19 protein-coding genes are annotated in these 16717 nt (G+C 57.6%); 8 read left to right on the top strand and 11 right to left on the bottom strand.

From position 1 onward, the window contains the following. Nucleotides 1–52 precede the first annotated feature (52 nt). Together ACN0WX_RS03925 and ACN0WX_RS03920 are read left to right on the top strand one after the other, a co-directional pair. A complete protein-coding gene (locus ACN0WX_RS03925) occupies nucleotides 53–490 on the top strand; it encodes a hypothetical protein (RefSeq protein ID WP_417620962.1) in 438 nt (145 codons plus the stop codon). Nucleotides 491–577: 87 nt separating this feature from the next. Next, nucleotides 578–1249 carry a glutathione S-transferase family protein gene (locus tag ACN0WX_RS03920; RefSeq protein ID WP_417620961.1) on the top strand — a complete coding sequence of 224 codons (672 nt, stop codon included), beginning with the start codon at nucleotides 578–580 and terminating at the stop codon, nucleotides 1247–1249. 72 nt (nucleotides 1250–1321) lie between these two features. On the opposite strand, the gene ACN0WX_RS03915 is transcribed toward ACN0WX_RS03920, so the two are convergent. Both ACN0WX_RS03915 and ubiG read right to left on the bottom strand, forming a co-directional pair. Then, nucleotides 1322–1762, bottom strand: coding sequence for a GNAT family N-acetyltransferase (locus tag ACN0WX_RS03915; RefSeq protein ID WP_417620960.1), 441 nt, complete (start codon nucleotides 1760–1762; stop codon nucleotides 1322–1324). Continuing rightward, nucleotides 1759–2493, bottom strand: a complete 735-nt coding sequence (ubiG, locus tag ACN0WX_RS03910) for a bifunctional 2-polyprenyl-6-hydroxyphenol methylase/3-demethylubiquinol 3-O-methyltransferase UbiG (RefSeq protein WP_417620959.1) — start codon at nucleotides 2491–2493, stop codon at nucleotides 1759–1761. Before ubiG ends, ACN0WX_RS03915 begins: the two co-directional genes overlap by 4 nt. Before the next feature lie 68 nt (nucleotides 2494–2561). On the opposite strand from ubiG, the gene ACN0WX_RS03905 reads away from it, so the two are divergent. From ACN0WX_RS03905 to ACN0WX_RS03880, 6 genes are all read left to right on the top strand, one after another. Beyond that, nucleotides 2562–3830, top strand: a complete 1269-nt coding sequence (locus ACN0WX_RS03905) for an aspartate kinase (RefSeq protein ID WP_417620958.1) — start codon at nucleotides 2562–2564, stop codon at nucleotides 3828–3830. Nucleotides 3831–3885: 55 nt separating this feature from the next. Continuing rightward, entirely contained in the window at nucleotides 3886–4890 is a 1005-nt protein-coding gene (locus tag ACN0WX_RS03900; RefSeq protein WP_417620957.1) for an NAD(P)H-dependent flavin oxidoreductase, read from the top strand. 69 nt (nucleotides 4891–4959) lie between these two features. Continuing rightward, the gene (locus ACN0WX_RS03895) at nucleotides 4960–5505 is read left to right on the top strand and encodes a PH domain-containing protein (protein ID WP_417620956.1); all 546 of its coding nucleotides are present in this window, start codon (nucleotides 4960–4962) and stop codon (nucleotides 5503–5505) included. After that, nucleotides 5502–7016: a PH domain-containing protein gene (locus ACN0WX_RS03890; protein ID WP_417620955.1), complete on the top strand. Its 1515-nt coding sequence runs from the start codon at nucleotides 5502–5504 to the stop codon at nucleotides 7014–7016. Before ACN0WX_RS03895 ends, ACN0WX_RS03890 begins: the two co-directional genes overlap by 4 nt. A gap of 63 nt (nucleotides 7017–7079) precedes the next feature. Next, nucleotides 7080–8855, top strand: a complete 1776-nt coding sequence (locus ACN0WX_RS03885) for a DUF885 domain-containing protein (protein ID WP_417620954.1) — start codon at nucleotides 7080–7082, stop codon at nucleotides 8853–8855. 81 nt (nucleotides 8856–8936) lie between these two features. Beyond that, nucleotides 8937–9368, top strand: a complete 432-nt coding sequence (locus ACN0WX_RS03880; RefSeq protein WP_417620953.1) for a hypothetical protein — start codon at nucleotides 8937–8939, stop codon at nucleotides 9366–9368. Nucleotides 9369–9387: 19 nt separating this feature from the next. Here ACN0WX_RS03880 and ACN0WX_RS03875 read toward each other — a convergent pair whose 3' ends face one another. The 9 genes from ACN0WX_RS03875 to ACN0WX_RS03835 all read right to left on the bottom strand — a co-directional run bounded on the left by ACN0WX_RS03875 (nucleotide 9388) and on the right by ACN0WX_RS03835 (nucleotide 16539). After that, nucleotides 9388–10008 carry a hypothetical protein gene (locus ACN0WX_RS03875; RefSeq protein WP_417620952.1) on the bottom strand — a complete coding sequence of 207 codons (621 nt, stop codon included), beginning with the start codon at nucleotides 10006–10008 and terminating at the stop codon, nucleotides 9388–9390. Between the two features lie 54 nt (nucleotides 10009–10062). Further along, nucleotides 10063–10602 (bottom strand): demethoxyubiquinone hydroxylase family protein, encoded by a 540-nt coding sequence (locus ACN0WX_RS03870; RefSeq protein ID WP_417620951.1) that lies wholly within the window; start codon nucleotides 10600–10602, stop codon nucleotides 10063–10065. Continuing rightward, nucleotides 10595–11080, bottom strand: coding sequence for a disulfide bond formation protein B (locus tag ACN0WX_RS03865; protein WP_417620950.1), 486 nt, complete (start codon nucleotides 11078–11080; stop codon nucleotides 10595–10597). The genes ACN0WX_RS03870 and ACN0WX_RS03865 overlap by 8 nt, the downstream gene beginning before the upstream one ends. A gap of 9 nt (nucleotides 11081–11089) precedes the next feature. Next, complete coding sequence (locus ACN0WX_RS03860) at nucleotides 11090–12454, bottom strand: S41 family peptidase (protein WP_417620949.1); 1365 nt, start codon at nucleotides 12452–12454, stop codon at nucleotides 11090–11092. Between the two features lie 127 nt (nucleotides 12455–12581). Further along, on the bottom strand, nucleotides 12582–13778 hold the full coding sequence (locus ACN0WX_RS03855) for a murein hydrolase activator EnvC family protein (protein ID WP_417620948.1): 1197 nt from the start codon (nucleotides 13776–13778) through the stop codon (nucleotides 12582–12584). A gap of 5 nt (nucleotides 13779–13783) precedes the next feature. Beyond that, complete coding sequence (locus ACN0WX_RS03850; RefSeq protein ID WP_417620947.1) at nucleotides 13784–14206, bottom strand: 23S rRNA (pseudouridine(1915)-N(3))-methyltransferase RlmH; 423 nt, start codon at nucleotides 14204–14206, stop codon at nucleotides 13784–13786. Nucleotides 14207–14217: 11 nt separating this feature from the next. Further along, nucleotides 14218–14610 (bottom strand): ribosome silencing factor, encoded by a 393-nt coding sequence (rsfS, locus tag ACN0WX_RS03845; RefSeq protein ID WP_417620946.1) that lies wholly within the window; start codon nucleotides 14608–14610, stop codon nucleotides 14218–14220. A gap of 23 nt (nucleotides 14611–14633) precedes the next feature. Next, a complete protein-coding gene (locus ACN0WX_RS03840; RefSeq protein WP_417620945.1) occupies nucleotides 14634–15275 on the bottom strand; it encodes a nicotinate-nucleotide adenylyltransferase in 642 nt (213 codons plus the stop codon). Nucleotides 15276–15285: 10 nt separating this feature from the next. Beyond that, entirely contained in the window at nucleotides 15286–16539 is a 1254-nt protein-coding gene (locus ACN0WX_RS03835) for a glutamate-5-semialdehyde dehydrogenase (RefSeq protein WP_417620944.1), read from the bottom strand. Between the last annotated feature and the right edge of the window lie 178 nt (nucleotides 16540–16717).

Raw genomic sequence — 16717 nt, 5'->3', positions numbered from 1 at the left:
CTCAGCAGTGTTAATCTAAACCGAGCGCAATGAACAACGGACGGAGTTTATCATGCGCAATTTTTTGGTTTTGCCCCTTGCTTCCTTAGCCCTTGGTTTCGCTGGCCCAGCGCTCGCACAGGACCATGGGGAAGAAGGAGAGGTGATCCGGAAACTCAATGACCCGACGTTTCAGAACAATATGGTCTCGATGATGTCCGGCTTCATGATGACGATGATGGACCTTCCCATCGGCCAATTTGCAGGCGTTATGGGAAAAGCGATCCCGCCAGAGCTGCGCCGAGATGATGATTTTGCGGCGATTGATCCCAATGCCACGCTGGGAGATTTGGCGCGGCGCGACGATCCGGATTTTGATCGCAATGCGGAGGACAAGATGCGCCAGGGAACCGCGATGATGGGAATCATGGCGTCGGAATTCGGCGCGCTGCTCCCCCAGCTGCGAACCATTGGCGAACGGATGAAACGCCGGATGGAACAGACAGAATAGCAATGCGTAGTTCGCACTGCACGACATTGTCGCCATCCTCAATCAAAGCTCTTCCACAAAACCATATTCAGGACTAACACCAACATCATGTGGCAGTTGTACCAATTTCCTCTTTGTCCGTTTTCGCGCAAAGTCCGCTTGCTGCTGGGCGAGAAATCGGTCGGCTATGAGCTGATCCGCGAATCACCGTGGGACCAGCGCGACGAATTTCTGTCGATGAACCCGACCGGCCGGACACCGGTGATGCAGCATAGTGAGCGCAATTTTCATCTGGTCGATAGCGTCGCCATTTGCGAATATATCGAGGAAACGGTCGAGAAGACCCCGATGATCAATGGCACGGCAGTGAACCGGGCGGAAATCCGGCGTCTGGTGGCATGGTTCGACGAACAATTTTTCGGCGATGTGACCGGTCCGATGCTGCACGAACGCATGCACAAAAGGCTGGTCCGGCGCGAACCGCCGGATGCCAAAATTCTGCGCGAAGCGATGCGCCGTGCGAATGTGCATCTCGACTATATTGATTATCTGATCGATCACCGCAGCTGGCTGGCCGGGGCAACGATGAGTCTCGCCGACCTTGCAGCGGCGGCCCAGATTTCCGTCGCCGATTATCTCGGTGCGATTGACTGGGCCGGGCATGAACAGACGAAGGCCTGGTACAGCATGTTCAAATCACGCCCCTCATTCCGGCCATTGCTGTCCGAGCGCATGGAAGTAATTGCACCGCCGGCCCATTATGAAAAAGTTGATTTTTGACGCACCACGCAATGCGATAGCGTTCCGCAGCATCCATTCCGAACTTGATCCGAGGGCTGCTCGGGAAAACAGTTAGAGCGGCTTGATCATCCGCACCTTGTCCATGCCGGGTGCAAAGCCGTCTTTTTCCCGACCAGTTTCCACAAATCCGAATTTTTCGAAAAAGGGAGCGATTCTGGGCGTGGTGGACAGGTCGGCTTCGCTATAGTCGCCGGCTTTGGCAATTTCCTGCAGCCGATGCTCGGTCAGCAGTCGCCCAAGACCATCACCGTGACGCGCCTGATCGACCATGCCCCAGGTAAAGCGCGCCTGCCCGCGCGCCTCTCTGGCAAAGCCGCCGCAACCGACAATTTGACCATCCTGATCGATGCAGAAATAATGACCAGCCGGCTGGTCGAGAAACTCGACAAATAAATCCCGCTCTGTCGGATCGAAGAAATCCGGGACATTGCTGTCAAACAGCGCAAGGCAGGCATATTTGTCGCCAACGACATAGGGCCGGATAATGGTCACGAGGTCCTCACTATCGTCATCAGATAGTTGAGCGACAAATTGTCGGACAGCACAAAACCCTTTGTCGGACTGTGGGAGAGACCGGTGGTATCAATGACTTCGAGACCGGCGTTGTTCAGCAGTCCCTCCAGCTCGTCCGGGGTGATGAACTGGTCATGATGATGGGTCCCGCGCGGAATTTGCCCGATCCGCTCGGCCAGCTCGACCAGCAGCAGGTTGGAAAGCGCGGTGCGATTGGGGGTCGAGATGATCATCAGCCCGTCGTCAGCCATGCTGGCAGCGAGCCCATCGACGAAGCCCTGCGGATCATCGACATGTTCGAGCACCTCGAGCGATGTCACCAGATCAAAATCTTTGCCGCCAAAATCCTCGATTGCTTCGTTGCGATAATCGATTTGCAGCCCTTGCGGCCCAGCATGTGCCTGCGCCACAGCGATATTCTCCGCTGCCGCGTCCAGGCCGGTCACATTGGCGCCCAGCCTGGCCAGCGGTTCGCACAACAGGCCCGCCCCGCAACCAACATCAAGCGCGGTTTTGCCCGAAAGCGGCTTCAACAGGCTGCTATCGCAATGAAAATGCAGATCAATCGCGTCACGGATATAGGCAAGCCGAACCGGATTCAGGCGATGCAACATGGCCGATGAGCCCTTGGGGTCCCACCAGTCTGCTGCCAGGGCACCAAAATGTGCGGCTTCTTCGGGCTTGATCGTGCTGCTACTTGCCTTTGTCATGCCCCCTCTTTATCAGGCTTTTCAATCCTGTTCAGGCCCTTTTTATCGAAAGTTTTTCCGACAGCATCATGGCACGCATAGTGATGAAATTTGGCGGCACCTCCATGGCCGGAATCGAACGCATCCGCCGGGTTGCACAGATCGTCAAGCAGCAGGCCGATGCCGGTCATGAAGTGGCGGTGGTCGTATCCGCGATGGCCGGTGATACCGATCGGCTGGTCAATTTTTGCCGTGAAGCCAGTTCGCTCTATGATCCCGCGGAATATGACGTGGTCGTATCCTCTGGCGAGCAGGTCACGTCCGGTCTGCTGGCGATCGCGCTGCAGTCTCTCGGTGCCAAGGCGCGCAGCTGGCTCGGCTGGCAAATGCCCGTCCGTACGCTGGAAGCCCACAGCAAGGCGCGGATCGACACGATCGACGCCGAAAAGCTGATCACCGCCATGGCAGCCGGTGAAATCGCGATTATCCCCGGCTTCCAGGGGATCAGCGAGGATGGCCGGATCACCACATTGGGCCGCGGCGGGTCCGATACCAGCGCCGTTGCCATAGCCGCTGCGGTCAAGGCAGACCGCTGCGATATCTATACCGATGTCGATGGCGTCTACACCACCGACCCACGCATCGTGACGCGGGCGCGGAAGCTCAAGAAAGTGACCTTCGAGGAAATGCTCGAACTGGCCAGCGTTGGTGCGAAAGTATTGCAGACCCGCTCGGTCGGGCTGGCGATGAAGGAAGGTGTGCGCATCCAGGTGCTCTCCTCCTTCACCGACGAAAATACCAACTGGACCGCAGATGACCTGCCCGGCACGATGATTGTCGGCGAAGAGGAAATGGAGGAAGAGGATATGGAGGGACAGCTGATCACCGGCATCGCCCATGACAAGAACGAATCGAAGATCACCCTGACTCGCGTGCCCGACAAGCCGGGCGCAGTGGCCAATATTTTTGCCCCGCTCGCCGACGCCGCGATCAATGTCGACATGATCATTCAGAACGTCGGTCGCGAAAAAGGCGAAACCGATGTGACTTTCACCGTGCCCGGCGTCGATCTCGACCGGGCGATGCAGGTTCTCGAAGGCGCGCAGGAGGCGATTGGCTATAATCGCCTCATTCCGGACACGAATGTGGCAAAAATATCGGTCGTCGGCGTCGGCATGAAAAGCCATGCCGGCATTGCCGCGACCATGTTCCGGGCACTGGCCGAGCGCGGTGTCAATATCCAGGCGATCACCACCTCGGAAATCAAGGTCAGCGTGCTGATCGAGGAAGATTATACCGAGCTGGCACTGCGCGTGCTGCACACGGCTTATGGCCTGGACGCAGAGGATGCGGCCTGAACCGTCCCGTCTGGCCGTCCCTGCCCTCTCTGAACGCGTGACTGAAAGTATCAAAATGACCCAATCCAAACTCGACCAGCTCATGCAACGCGGCACCGATTTTCTCGGCTGCGAGACCGCGATCATGTGCGGGGCGATGTCCTGGGTATCGGAGCGCAACCTGGTCAGCGCGATTTCCAACGCCGGCGGCTTTGGTGTGATTGCCTGCGGCGCGATGACGCCGGACCTGCTCGACACCGAAATTGCCGAGACCAAGAAGCGCACCGACAAGCCGTTTGGCGTCAATCTGATCACCATGCATCCCGATCTGATGGAACTGATCGCGATTTGCGGCAAGCATCAGGTCAGCCATGTCGTGCTCGCCGGCGGACTGCCGCCCAAGGGCAGCCTCGAGGCGATCAAGGAAACCGGCGCCAAGGTGATCTGTTTCGCCCCGGCCATGGCGCTGGCGAAAAAATTCATCCGCTCGGGTGTCGATGCCATTGTCATTGAGGGCATGGAAGCGGGCGGTCATATCGGCCCGGTTTCCACCTCGGTGCTGGCACAGGAAATATTGCCCGAAATCGCCGATCAGCTACCCGTCTTCGTCGCTGGCGGGATCGGCACGGGCGAGATGATCGCGGCCTATCTCGAAATGGGGGCCAGCGGCGTCCAGCTCGGCACCCGCTTTGTCTGCGCCCACGAATCCATTGCCCATCCGGATTTCAAGAAAGCCTTCATCCGCGGCAATGCCCGTGATGCGATAACGTCTGTACAGGTCGATCCCCGCCTGCCGGTGATCCCGGTCCGTGCGCTGAAGAACAAGGGCACCGAAGAATTTACCCGCAAGCAGATCGAGGTCGCCAAGCTGCTCGACGCCGGCGAGATTGAAATGGGTGAAGCACAGCTGCAAATTGAACATTTTTGGGCTGGAGCGTTACGAAAAGCGGTCATAGATGGCGATATCGAATATGGAAGTGTCATGGCCGGACAGTCGGTCGGCATGGTCAAGACGGAGGAATCCGTGGCCGAAATTATCAAATCTTTGGTCGAGCAAGCCGAAGCGGCGCTAGCCCGCTAGCCCGCATCCGGTCAGGGAGCTGGCATGATCTGTCTTGCCTTGGTAACACAGGTCCGCCATAGCTGATCCATGACCGAACATGTTTCCAATCCTTCCAATTCAGACCGGTTTGGCGGGATCGAAACAGGCGCGTTATCGCGCTATAATCAGGGCCTGACACCGCTCCATCCACCGCAAAAAAGCCTGATCCGGATCAACCTGATTCTGCGCGCGCTGATCCTGTTGATACTGGCACTGGCCGCGGAGATATTGCTGTGGATACAGGTCGGTATTCAGCCCGGCATGATCCTGACGCCGGCCGCGCTGATAGCAGTCGCGCTGGTTTTCATCCTGCCCGACCGCATCTATCGCCGCTGGGGCTATGACATGGGCGACGAACAATTGCGGGTGCTGCGCGGCTTTCTCTGGCGGAAAGATACGATCGTGCCGTTCAACCGGATTCAGCATATCGATGTCGCGCAGGGGCCCCTGCAACGAATCTTCGGCCTCTCGACCCTGATCGTCCACACCGCCGGGACGCATAACAGCATCGTGACCCTCCCCGGCCTTGCCACGGCGGATGCCGAAGATATGCGCGAGACGATCAAGAGTCATATCCGCCAAGACATGATATGAAGGCCGCAGCGACAGGCCTGAAAACGCATGATACCGCCCCGTTCCGGCGGCTGCACCCGCTCAGCATAATATTGAAATCGGTGTCGATGCTGGGCCAGAATATCGTCGCGATCATTGTCCTGCATTTCAGCCTGTTCGATCAGAATATCCTCTACACCGGCCTCGCCGCTCTGGCTCTGGTCACCCTGGTCGTCTGCGTAACCGCGCTAATCTGGTCGCGCTTCACCTATCAGATTACGCCGCAGGAAATCCGCATCAAAAGCGGCCTGCTCAACCGCAACAACCGGTCCATTCCCTTCGACCGAATACAGGATGTCAGCCTCGAACAAAAGCTGGTCAGCCGCCTGCTTGGCCTCGCCACGGTCAAGCTTGAAACCGGATCCGGCGGTGGCGACGACGGTCAACTCGACGCACTGGCGCGACCCGACGCGGAACAACTGCGCGACGTGATCCGTGACTATAAAGCCGGATTGCGAGCAGATCGGACTGGCGACAATAACGACGTCACAATAGCGGAGCCACCACCGCTCTTTGCGATGGACAACCGCCGGATATTGATCGCAGGACTGTTCAACTTTTCCTTCGTCCTGCTCGCCATTTTGGGTGCCGTCGCCCAAAATCTTGACTTCCTGCTGCCGGACGGCTTTTTCGATCCACGCAACTGGATCGAGGCCCTGCCGGAACAGGAAACCCTCGATAGCATCAGTTCGGGGATACGGATCGTCGGAGCGCTGGCGGCAATATTTTCGCTGGTGACGATCGGTTTTGTCAGCGGTATCGTCCGGACGTTCGTTCGCGAATATGGTTTCCGCCTTGATCGGGTGGACACCGGACAGCCAGGATTCCGGCGGCGGCGCGGGCTGTTCACCCTGACCGACATGGTGATGCCGATCCACCGGGTTCAGGCCGCCATCGTGCAAACCGGTCCGGTGCGCGAACGCTATGGCTGGTATCATCTCAAATTCACTTCGCTGGCGGGAGATGCTGGCGGAGAAACCGACCATAGCGCGGCCCCCTGTGCAAGCCTGGCAGAGATTGAACCGATTCTCGCGGAATGCGCAATCGACCAGGCGAGTGCCGATCTCGCCTTTCAGCAGGTCAGTTCAGCCTTTTGGTGGCGCCGCGCCATCCTCGCCGGACTAGCGCTTGCCGGCATTGCCCTCGGCACCGGAATTTTTCTGCATCGCGCTTTTCTGGCAATCGGCTTGCTAATAATACCGGTCATATCGATTCTCTTCCTCAACTGGCGGCATCATCAATATGCTTTGGCCGACAGCCAGTTGTTCGTCCGGTCGGGCTGGTGGCGACGGAAGCTGACCATTCTCCCGCTCCGCAAGGTCCAGAGTGTCGAAGTCAGCCAGTCGCCGCTCGACCATCCGCTCGATCTGGCGACGGTCACTATCGGCATCGCCGGAGGCTCGGCGATCACGCCGCTGAAGATCATGGATATTCCCTTTCAGAGCGCGATGCTATTGCGCACCCGGCTGTTTGCCGCCCAAAATCAAGCTTGACTAAAAATGCTGATCATTCACGATAGTTGCCAGAGATATTATCGGGATTGTTTCGGAGAGAAAATGATGCGCAGAACAAGTTTAGCCATGCTGGCACCGCTGGCGATGCTGCTCCATGTGCCGGTTCAGGCACAAGCGGATGACAAGCAGGATGCGACCGCTCTCCATGCCATTATCGATGTCTATTGGGACTATCAGCTGGAACAATATCCCGAATTTGCATCGTCGCTCGGGGTTGACGATCCGGTCGGCCGGGTCAGCGATGCCAGTCTCGAGGCCGAAGACAGCCGCGTCGCAAAGGCAAAGGCCTGGCTGGCGCAACTGGACGCTATCGACACCCATGCGCTGAGCGAGGATGACAAGACCAACTATGGCATCTTGCGCCGGTCGCTCGCCGAACAAATTGAAGCGAACAGCTATGGCCAGCGCACCATCAATTTCACCAATCGCGGCGGCTGGCACCAGAATTTCGCCAGCATGCAGAACAATCTGCCGTTCCGCAACGCACAGGATTATCGCACCTATATCAACCGGCTGAAACAATATGCCAAGATCAACGACCAGTCGATCACGGTCGCCAACAAGGCATTGGCTGGCGGTTATGTCCAGCCCTGCGTTTCGATGGTGGGCTATGAAACCAGCATTTCCGGTCTGATAACCGATGATCCCAAGCAGTCACGTTTCTATCAGCCGTTCACGCGCAAACGGCCTGAGAATATTGATCCAGCAACCTTCGACGGGCTGGCCGCAGACGCGGCCGGAACCATCACCACTATCATCAACCCCGCGGTCAAGAAACATCTCGACTGGTATACCAAGGATTATGCCCCCAACTGCGCAAAGGCCCCAGGCGTTTCGGCGCAGCCCGGCGGTGCAAAATATTATGATTTTCGCATCCGGCAGATGACGACGACCGACAAGACTGCCGACGAGATTCACAATATTGGCCTGAGCGAAGTGGCGCGGATCCGGGCCGAGATGGTGGAGGTCGCCAAGGAGGCGGGCTATGATTCGCGCGAGGCGTTTATCGAGCATCTTCGTACCGATCCGCAATATTATGCCAAAACGCCGGAAGAGCTGATGGAAAAAGTCGCCCGGGTGAACAAGATCATTGATGGCAAGATGCCTTCGATTATCGGCAAGCTCGCGCGGCTGCCTTATGGCATCAAGGAAATTCCGGCGGAAACCGCGGAAGGCACAACCACCGCATATTATAATCCCGGCTCGCCCGATGTCGGCATTGCCGGCTATTATTATGTCAACACATCGAAACTCGACCAACGGCCCTTCTGGGAAATTCCTGCGCTGAGCGTTCATGAAGCCGTACCCGGCCATCACCAGCAGATCGCGTTGCAGCAGGAACTCGACATGCCGGACTTCCGCAAACATGGTGCATTTTTCACCGCCTTTGTCGAAGGCTGGGGCCTCTATTCGGAACGACTCGGTATCGAGATGGAACTTTACGACACGCCGGCCAAGAATATGGGGCGGCTGTCCTATGAAATGTGGCGGGCCTGTCGGCTGGTCGTCGATACCGGTATCCATAGCAAGGGCTGGAGCAAGCAGCAGGCGATCGACTTCATGACCGACAATACGGCGCTCAGCGAGGCCAATATCGAAGCGGAAGTGAACCGCTATATCAGCTGGCCCGGTCAGGCTTTGGCCTATAAAATGGGCGAACTGAAAATCCGTGAGCTACGCGCCAAGGCGACCAGCGAGCTAGGCGACAAATTCGACCTGCGCGCGTTCCACGATGTCGTGCTGGGACAGGGAGCCGTGCCGCTCGATATGCTCGAAGCGCAGGTGAACCGGTGGATTGAAGCCAGAAAGGCCAGCTGACTCGTACGGGACACGATCGACCGCATATTTGCGGAATACCAAGTCCGGCTTGTTGGGCGCAATATTGTATAAGGGAATGCTATGAAAATTATTGGAACGGTTCGGGCAGCCTTGGCCATTGTCGCTATCACGGTAATAACTCCACCGCTTTACGCGCAAGCGACGCCTGATACATTAGCCAAGGATGTTATCATTGCCTATCAGCAAGGCAATGCCGAAGCCTTCACAAACCTCGTCACCGCTTCTCCATTGCTCGACAAGACCACAACGCTCGAAGCGCAAATAAAGACGAATATCCAGACTTTGCTGGATGTTTACGGGCCTGTTGAAGGATGGAAACTGGTCAAGACAAAATCCGCTTCCGACAGATTTATCGAGAATAGTTACGTCATTTTCCAAAATGAATTTGCAACGCGACTCGAACTCTCATTTTACCAGCGTTCATCCGGATGGGTCATCACCAGTTTCAAAATAGACGACAGCATCAGCAACTTGCTGGAAGAAGGTAACTAGCCCGACCGCCCCGCCAAGTTCAGTCGTCTTTTGGCGGCGCTTCCTCAGCTCCCGGCGGTACAGTCAGATCGCTGGTGGCTTCCATCGCTTCCGTGTCCTTTGCGTCCAGCCGCTCGCGTGCGGCTTCTGCGGCGGCTTCCCGTGCTTCGCGCTGGGCTTCGATTTCAAGCAACCGCTCTTCCACCGCCTCGGCCTCCGCGTCAATCCGGGCCAGCCGATTCTGCCGTTCCTCTTCTATAAGTTGCCCCCAGTTGACCGTGTCATCAATGCCCTTTTCGGCATAAGCCTGACGGAGCAGTGCCTGCGTACATCCGGTGAAACCGCCTGGCCCAGTGGGAGAGCAGCTGTTGGTTCCTGACTTTCCGACATATTCATAGGAGCGGACGCGTTCCGACCAAGCCTGATTCTTGGCGTCGCCCAGACTACCGCCTCTCAGGGTTTCGGGAATGCGATACCGCTCGCCCTCATCCTTGCGCGCGCAGACAACAATTTCTTCGTCGCTGCTCGGCGGACAAGGGTCATCGCCATAGATAACCAGTTGATTGACCCGGTCTCCTGCCTGATCCTGGGCCTGCGCTGGAAAAGCCAGTAAGCCAGCGCTTGACAGTGCGGCGGCAGAAATCAAAATTTTCTTCATCATAACAGTTCCTTTGTCCGCCCCGGTCTGAACCGGCGCTGAAGCGGGTTACGCTTCCTAAATTCGTTTCGACAATCCTATCGCAACCCGGCAGCCCAGCCGGATTGCTGCACTCAAAACCGGATAGCCGGGCGCATCTTCCGCTCCCGATGCAATTGCAGTTGCTTTATGCTCCAATTCCTCTTCGCGAAACTCCGCAATCATACGGGTCAGTTCGGGATCATTTTCCGTTTCAAGCGCGTCCAGCTGTTCTTGATAGTGGTGGTCGATTTCGGTTTCCACCGCAGCCGTACACGCCATGGCAGCCCGGGGACCGAGCGCCGCGGTTGTAGCGCCCAGCGCATAGCCGGCAATTTTCCAGAAGGGTTGCAGGGCAGTGGGCCGGACTCCGCGCTCGGCGATCATCTGGTCAAAGGCGTCAAGATGCCGCTGCTCCTGCTCGGCCATATGGTGGATTTCGCTGCTTTGCGGCGCATCATCGCCCATCACCGCCAGCTGGCCTTTGTAGATTTGTGCCGCGCCATATTCGCCGGCCTGATTGACACGAATCATGGAGGCGATATCGGTTCGTGTTTGTCCCAATTTTTTCTCAGCCATATATGGCACCCTTTCGTCCGGTCGCCACCGTGATCAAGATGAGGATGGCACCGCCGACTGACAAGAGAAAATTAAAACCGGCCAAGGAAATACCAAACAGAGTCCATGGGGCAACATCACAGCGGACCAGTGGTGCATTCATGATCGAATCAAGCATGTCGCCGCCCGCCGGCATATTGGTGGCGCAGGCGGTCAATCCTTCCCACCAGCCATATTCCACCCCCGCGTGAAAGCCACCGATCATCCCGCTGATCAAAATTGCCATGGCCGCTGCAATCACCAATGGCGTCGACCGCGCTTTCGACCGGATGATCAGCGCAGTCAGGGCCAAGATTATAGCGGCGAGATGTGGCCACCGCTGCCACATGCACATTTCGCAAGGATAAAGGCCAAAGCCATATTGGCCGATCAATGCGCCACCCAACAAAGCGGATGGCAACAGGAAAGCTAGCCAATTGGCCGGGCGGGGGGCTGCCATCAGAAAGCCCTAATTTTTCGCTGCCAGGGTTTTCTTAGCGGGCTTTTTGGCCGCCTTGCTGATCGCCATTTTCAAACCGTCAGGACCGAGACGACCGATGGTCTCCAGCGCATAGTGAAGTTGAAAATCGGTAACACCCTGCTCCTTCAATTCTTCGGCAGTCTGGGTGAAACGCGGATCCTCCTTGCTGTCCTCCTCAAGCACCTCGTCCTCCAGCTTGACCTCGTTGATCAGATGACGGCGCAAATCCGATTCCCGGAAGCGTGGCCGGGTCTTATAGTCCGGATCGGATAGCTGGGGCACAGTGATATCGGGTTCGATACCGCCCTCCTGCACCGATTTACCCGAGGGCGTGTAATAACGCGCAGTGGTCAAGCGCAAAGCCGTGCTATTGGAAAGCGGCAGCAGGGTCTGCACAGAGCCCTTACCAAAGCTGCGCTCACCCATCACAAGGGCGCGGTGATGATCCTGCAAGGCACCGGCAACGATTTCCGAAGCCGACGCCGACCCCGCATCGATCAGGACAATGATCGGCAAACCACCGGTCGCATCGCCGCTTTTCGCAAAATAGCGTTCAATATCGGACTTGTCGCGCCCGCGCTGCGAGACGATTTCGCCGCGCGACAGGAAAACATCGGAGACCGACACGGCTTCATCGAGCAAACCGCCCGGGTTGGATCGCAGATCCAGAACATAGCCGAGTGGTTTCTTGCCCAGAGCCTGGTCTATGCCTGCAATTGCCGCAGCTACATCAGCACCGGTAGCGGTGGAAAAGCTGTTGATGCTGATCACCCCAATCTGATCCTTGATCTCCCAGGTGACAGGTTTGAGATCGATAATCGCGCGGTCCATCGTCACATCGAAAGGCTTGTCGCGACCGGGCCGGACAATCGTGATCGTGATCGGTGTGCCGGGCTTGCCGCGCATTTCCTCAACCGCTTCATCCAGCGTGCCACCGTAGATCAGTTCACCATTAATATGGGTGATATAATCGCCCGCTTTCACGCCAGCCTTGTCGGCAGGCGTATCCTTAAACGGAGCGATGACCTTCACTGCGCCATCTTCCAGCGTTACCGAAAGGCCCAGACCACCATAGTTACCATCTGTCTGGGTCCGCAAATTGTCAAAATCGCGCGCGTCAAGAAAGCTGCTGTGCGGATCAAGACTGCCCAGCATACCCTCGATCGCGCCCTTGATCAGATCAGCATCATCCACCTGATCGACATAGTCATTCCGCACCCGCTCAAAGACGCTCATGAATTGTTCCATCTCGCGATAGGTATTTGCATCCACGGCGGAAATTGCCGAGGTTGTGGCCGGCAGCAGCGCGACGGTCAAAACAAGGGCGGCGGCTTGCAATACGGGCTTTTTCATCAATGCTATCCTGTAGGTCTAGAGCGGAACCAAATATAGGCTGGAATGGCCACTAAAGCAAAGCAGCTTAACCAAAAATGATGGAAGCCTTCGACGAACGGCAATTTTTCTCGAGCCTTGCCTGATTTCAGCCAATCAGGGCTGCGATATCGATCGGCCTGCCATTGCGGCGCAACTCAACGGTAATCGTAGGATCATCCGACCCCGATTGCCCGACCGGCGCGCCCTGCGTCACCTGGTCTCCGACGGCGACTTTGCTCGTCGCCATATTGGTGATCAAACTGGTCCAGCCCGCGTCATGTTCGATGATCAGGATATTCCCATAACCGCGATAGCGGCCGGAATAAGCGATGCGCCCCGCTGCGGGCGCAACAATCTGCGCACCGGGATCGACGGCGATGGTCAGGCCGCGCGAGCGATAGCCGCTATCGGAAATTTCACCGAGGCCGGTGACAATCTCTCCGATCACCGGCAACCGATAGGCATCGGCAACATTCTTGTTTCGCGGCGACGCGCTAGTCTGGCGGTCACGCGCCTGACCGGGCCGCAACAAGGGTCCCTCCAGTTCCGCAAGCGACTCGCGGATCGCGCCGCTTTCACGAATCTGGTCCATCAGGTCCAAAATGTCGCGTGCTTGCTCGCCCAGCGCCAGCGCCTGCCCCTGTTCCAGATTGGCATCATTGGAATATTGCGCAGCTTCGATCCGTTCGCTGGCTTCGAGACTGGCCAGTTGCCGCCGCCGATCGGCCAGACGCCGCTCGCTTTCGTCGAGCGAGGCAATCGCCCGGACGGCTTGCAGCCGGAGCTGTTCTCCTTGCCTGACTTCGTCACGGAGGCTGGCGGTCCGCCGTTCGATTTCCGGCGACACGGCTGACAGGATCGACCGCATGTAGATCAGTTCATCAAGTGAACGCGGTTCCACGAGAGCGAGCGCCGTCGGCTTCCGCGTCATCATCTGGAGTGCAGCGGTCAACCGTACCAGAGGACCCTGTTTTTCTGCAAGTCGCGCCCGTTGGCGCTCCTGCAGCCGGCTAACAATGGCGATCCGGGTGCGCGCAGCCTTGATGTCAGCTTCGGCTGCCTGAATACGGGCAGCAAGGGCGGCAGCTTCACTGGCCATCCGTTCGGCATCGCTGCTGGCCGTTTCCGCCTGCCGTCGCAAGGCCTCGCTGCGCTGCCGGGCGCGCTCGGATTGCTCGCGCGCCGACAACAGGCCGCGCTGTTGCTCCGAAAGGCTCGGTTCCGGAGCCTGCGCGGATAGCAAAGCCGTACCGGCCGCTGCCAGAAAGACGGTGCTGAAGATAAAGAGAATGGAACGCAACATTCCGCTCATCCTTCTCTGTGATAGGGATGGCCGGCAAGGATTGATGTGGCGCGGAACAGCTGTTCTGCGAGCATCGCCCGGGCCATCATATGCGGCCAGGTCGCCTTGCCAAAAGAGAATAGATGATCAGCGCTGGACCGTTCCTCCGCACTCAAGCCATCCGCAGCACCAATCAGAAAACGCGTCTCGCGTACGCCATCATCACGCCACGCCGAGAGCAAGTTCGCAAATTTCTTTGAGGTCCAGTTTTCACCCGCTTCGTCCATCGCGACAATCTTTGTCACGCCATCCAGCTTCGGGAATTTTCCGCCCTGATCGGGGAGCTCGCTAATTTTTACATCCCAGCTCACCCGCTTCGCATAGCGATCCACGATTTCTGCTTCCGGGCTGCGGCCAATTTTTCCGCGGGCGACAATATGCAATCTCATCGCCCAGGAATTCAGGCTTCGACGACGTCCGCCGCGTCACCTTCCTCGTCGACGGCCCACATCCGTTCGAGATTATAAAAACTGCGCACTTCGGGCCGGAACAAATGCACAATTACGTCGCCGGCATCAATCAACACCCAGTCGGCATTGGCGAGCCCTTCGACTCGGGCGGTGCCACCGGCCTGTTTGATCCGCTCGGCGAGTTTCTGGGCAATAGATGCAACCTGCCTGGTCGAACGCCCCTCGGCGATCACCATATGGTCCGCAATATTGCTCTTTCCCTCAAGCGGGATGGAAACAATATCCTGTGCCTGATCATCATCGAGCGATTTCATCACCAGAGCATGGAGGGCGGCGGATTCGGCCCTTCCGATTTCGGATGTCGCTGGCTTCAGGGCTTTCACATTCGATTCTTTCAAAACAGGTCCTATTCTTCGGGGCAAATCAACCGGTGCGTCACTGCGTCGCGAACGCAGCGCTTTGCATAGTCTTTGTGCCAATGGGGCCTAGCCATCCGGATCGCGGTGGCCGAGCGGGGGTCGGGACGATAGCGCAAGAATGTCAGCGCTGGCGTACTCCAGTTGGTCCAGTTACCACGCTGACTTGCCGGGTGGACGAAGCGCCGCAGCCAGGCCATTGCGGGAGCCGCAAAGGCGTCATCATCATAGCCGGGTCTTGAAATAACTGCAATCGGCAAAAGCCGAGCAATTTTTCGCCAGTCTTTCCAACGGTGGAACTGGGCCAGATTATCCGCTCCCATGATCCAGATAAATTGCCTTTTGGGATAGCGGCGAACCAGCTTGCGCAAGCCGTCATATGTGTAGCGGGTACCCAAATCCTGTTCAATTGCAGTGGGTTGGATCCTGGTACGCCGGGTCAACTTTTTTGCCGACGCAAGCCTAGCCGGCAATGGTGCCATATCCTTGGCACCTGCCTTCAGCGGATTTCCCGGCGAAACGAGCCACCAGAATTCGTCGAGATCAAGCGCGTCCATCGCGAACAGGCTGATCGAACGATGGGCGCCATGGGCCGGGTTGAACGATCCGCCGAGAAGGCCGGTTGCTTTCATCCGGTCATGCTCAAGGTCGCACCTGCCCGGTTCCCCGGACGACCCATTTATAGGTCGTCAACCCTTCCAGCGCGACCGGACCGCGCGCGTGCATGCGGCCTGTGGAAATACCGATCTCTGCGCCCAGTCCAAATTCGCCGCCATCGGCAAACTGGCTCGAGGCATTGTGCATGACAATCGCGCTGTCGGCACGCTGGATGAATTTTTCCGCCATTGCGGTGTCCTCGGTGACGATCACATCGGTATGGTGCGAACTATGTTCGGCAATATGTTTCAGCGCCTCATCCACCCCGTCGACCATCGCCACCGACACGATCGGCGCGAGATATTCTGTGTCCCAATCTTTGTCATCGGCGGATACAATGCGCTCGTCCAGTTCGAGTATGGCATCATCGCCGCGCACTTCGCAGCCAGCATCGATCAGCGCCCGCACCAATGGCCCGGGTGCCGGATAATCCTGATCAATCAACAATGTCTCCATCGCGCCGCAAATCCCGGTCCGCCGCATCTTGGCATTGACCGCAATGGCCAGGGCTTTGTCCGGATCAGCATCCTTGCCGATATAGGTATGACAAATGCCGTCGAGGTGCGCGAGCACGGGTACGCGCGCTTCATCCTGCACGCGTTTGACCAGCGACTTGCCACCCCTCGGAATGATGATGTCGATCAGCCCGCTGGCTGTCAGCATCGCGCCAACCGCTGCCCGGTCGGTGGTCGGAACCAGCTGAATGGCATCTTCGGGAAGGCCTGCTTCGACCAGCCCGGCCACCATGGCGTCAAATATCGCCCGGTTGCTTTCTGTCGCCTCCGAACCGCCGCGCAGGATAACCGCATTGCCAGACCGCAGCGTCAACGCTGCCGCATCAGCGGTCACATTGGGCCGGCTTTCGTAAATAATTCCGATCACGCCCAGCGGAACGCGGACGCGCTCCATCACCAGACCATTGGGCCGCTCGCTACGGTCGATTACTTGTCCTACGGGATCCGGAAGGCCGGCAACCTGTTCGACCGCCGCGGCAATGGCTTCCAGCCGTTCCCCGTCAATCATCAACCGGTCAAGCATGGCTTCACTGAGCTCACGATCGCGTGCGCTTTCCATATCTCGACGATTGGCCTCAAGTATTGCGGCCTGGCCGGTGCGCAAATGTCGGGCCGCGGCGACAAGAGCGGCAGACTTCTGCGCATCGCTCACGCCGGCAAGTCTGGTGAAGGCAGCGCGTGCCTTCTGTCCCATTTCGGTGATCAGCTGTTCAGGTTTTTTCATAAGCGGCTGCTAGCATGGAGAGGTCAGCAATTTAACCCATAATCGCAATGCTGTGCGGGCAATAACCGATTCGACTCAAACGATTATATCGCGGTAAATTTTCGATGAATTCCGCAATTCATCGTACGACTCATTCGACTCGTCACGAGTTGCTCGCTTGCGATTCGCCACTTTCGCC

The sequence above is a fragment of the Parasphingorhabdus sp. genome (genome assembly GCF_048269915.1).
Lineage (GTDB): Bacteria > Pseudomonadota > Alphaproteobacteria > Sphingomonadales > Sphingomonadaceae > Parasphingorhabdus.
Note: the sequence above shows the minus strand (reverse complement) of the source record. Positions and strands in the feature narration are given on the sequence as shown.

What these genes read in the sequence shown, in the direction of transcription:
- ACN0WX_RS03920 (WP_417620961.1), top strand. Translation starts at nt 578, where the DNA reads ATGTGGCAGTTGTACCAATTTCCTCTTTGTCCGTTTTCGCGCAAAGTC.
- ACN0WX_RS03885 (WP_417620954.1), top strand. Translation starts at nt 7,080, where the DNA reads ATGATGCGCAGAACAAGTTTAGCCATGCTGGCACCGCTGGCGATGCTG.
- ACN0WX_RS03905 (WP_417620958.1), top strand. Translation starts at nt 2,562, where the DNA reads ATGGCACGCATAGTGATGAAATTTGGCGGCACCTCCATGGCCGGAATC.
- ACN0WX_RS03875 (WP_417620952.1), bottom strand. Translation starts at nt 10,008, where the DNA reads ATGATGAAGAAAATTTTGATTTCTGCCGCCGCACTGTCAAGCGCTGGC.
- ACN0WX_RS03900 (WP_417620957.1), top strand. Translation starts at nt 3,886, where the DNA reads ATGACCCAATCCAAACTCGACCAGCTCATGCAACGCGGCACCGATTTT.
- ACN0WX_RS03890 (WP_417620955.1), top strand. Translation starts at nt 5,502, where the DNA reads ATGAAGGCCGCAGCGACAGGCCTGAAAACGCATGATACCGCCCCGTTC.
- ACN0WX_RS03860 (WP_417620949.1), bottom strand. Translation starts at nt 12,454, where the DNA reads ATGAAAAAGCCCGTATTGCAAGCCGCCGCCCTTGTTTTGACCGTCGCG.
- ACN0WX_RS03840 (WP_417620945.1), bottom strand. Translation starts at nt 15,275, where the DNA reads ATGAAAGCAACCGGCCTTCTCGGCGGATCGTTCAACCCGGCCCATGGC.
- ACN0WX_RS03870 (WP_417620951.1), bottom strand. Translation starts at nt 10,602, where the DNA reads ATGGCTGAGAAAAAATTGGGACAAACACGAACCGATATCGCCTCCATG.
- ACN0WX_RS03880 (WP_417620953.1), top strand. Translation starts at nt 8,937, where the DNA reads ATGAAAATTATTGGAACGGTTCGGGCAGCCTTGGCCATTGTCGCTATC.
- ACN0WX_RS03835 (WP_417620944.1), bottom strand. Translation starts at nt 16,539, where the DNA reads ATGAAAAAACCTGAACAGCTGATCACCGAAATGGGACAGAAGGCACGC.
- ACN0WX_RS03865 (WP_417620950.1), bottom strand. Translation starts at nt 11,080, where the DNA reads ATGGCAGCCCCCCGCCCGGCCAATTGGCTAGCTTTCCTGTTGCCATCC.
- ACN0WX_RS03850 (WP_417620947.1), bottom strand. Translation starts at nt 14,206, where the DNA reads ATGAGATTGCATATTGTCGCCCGCGGAAAAATTGGCCGCAGCCCGGAA.
- ACN0WX_RS03895 (WP_417620956.1), top strand. Translation starts at nt 4,960, where the DNA reads ATGACCGAACATGTTTCCAATCCTTCCAATTCAGACCGGTTTGGCGGG.
- ACN0WX_RS03855 (WP_417620948.1), bottom strand. Translation starts at nt 13,778, where the DNA reads ATGTTGCGTTCCATTCTCTTTATCTTCAGCACCGTCTTTCTGGCAGCG.
- ACN0WX_RS03925 (WP_417620962.1), top strand. Translation starts at nt 53, where the DNA reads ATGCGCAATTTTTTGGTTTTGCCCCTTGCTTCCTTAGCCCTTGGTTTC.
- ubiG (WP_417620959.1), bottom strand. Translation starts at nt 2,493, where the DNA reads ATGACAAAGGCAAGTAGCAGCACGATCAAGCCCGAAGAAGCCGCACAT.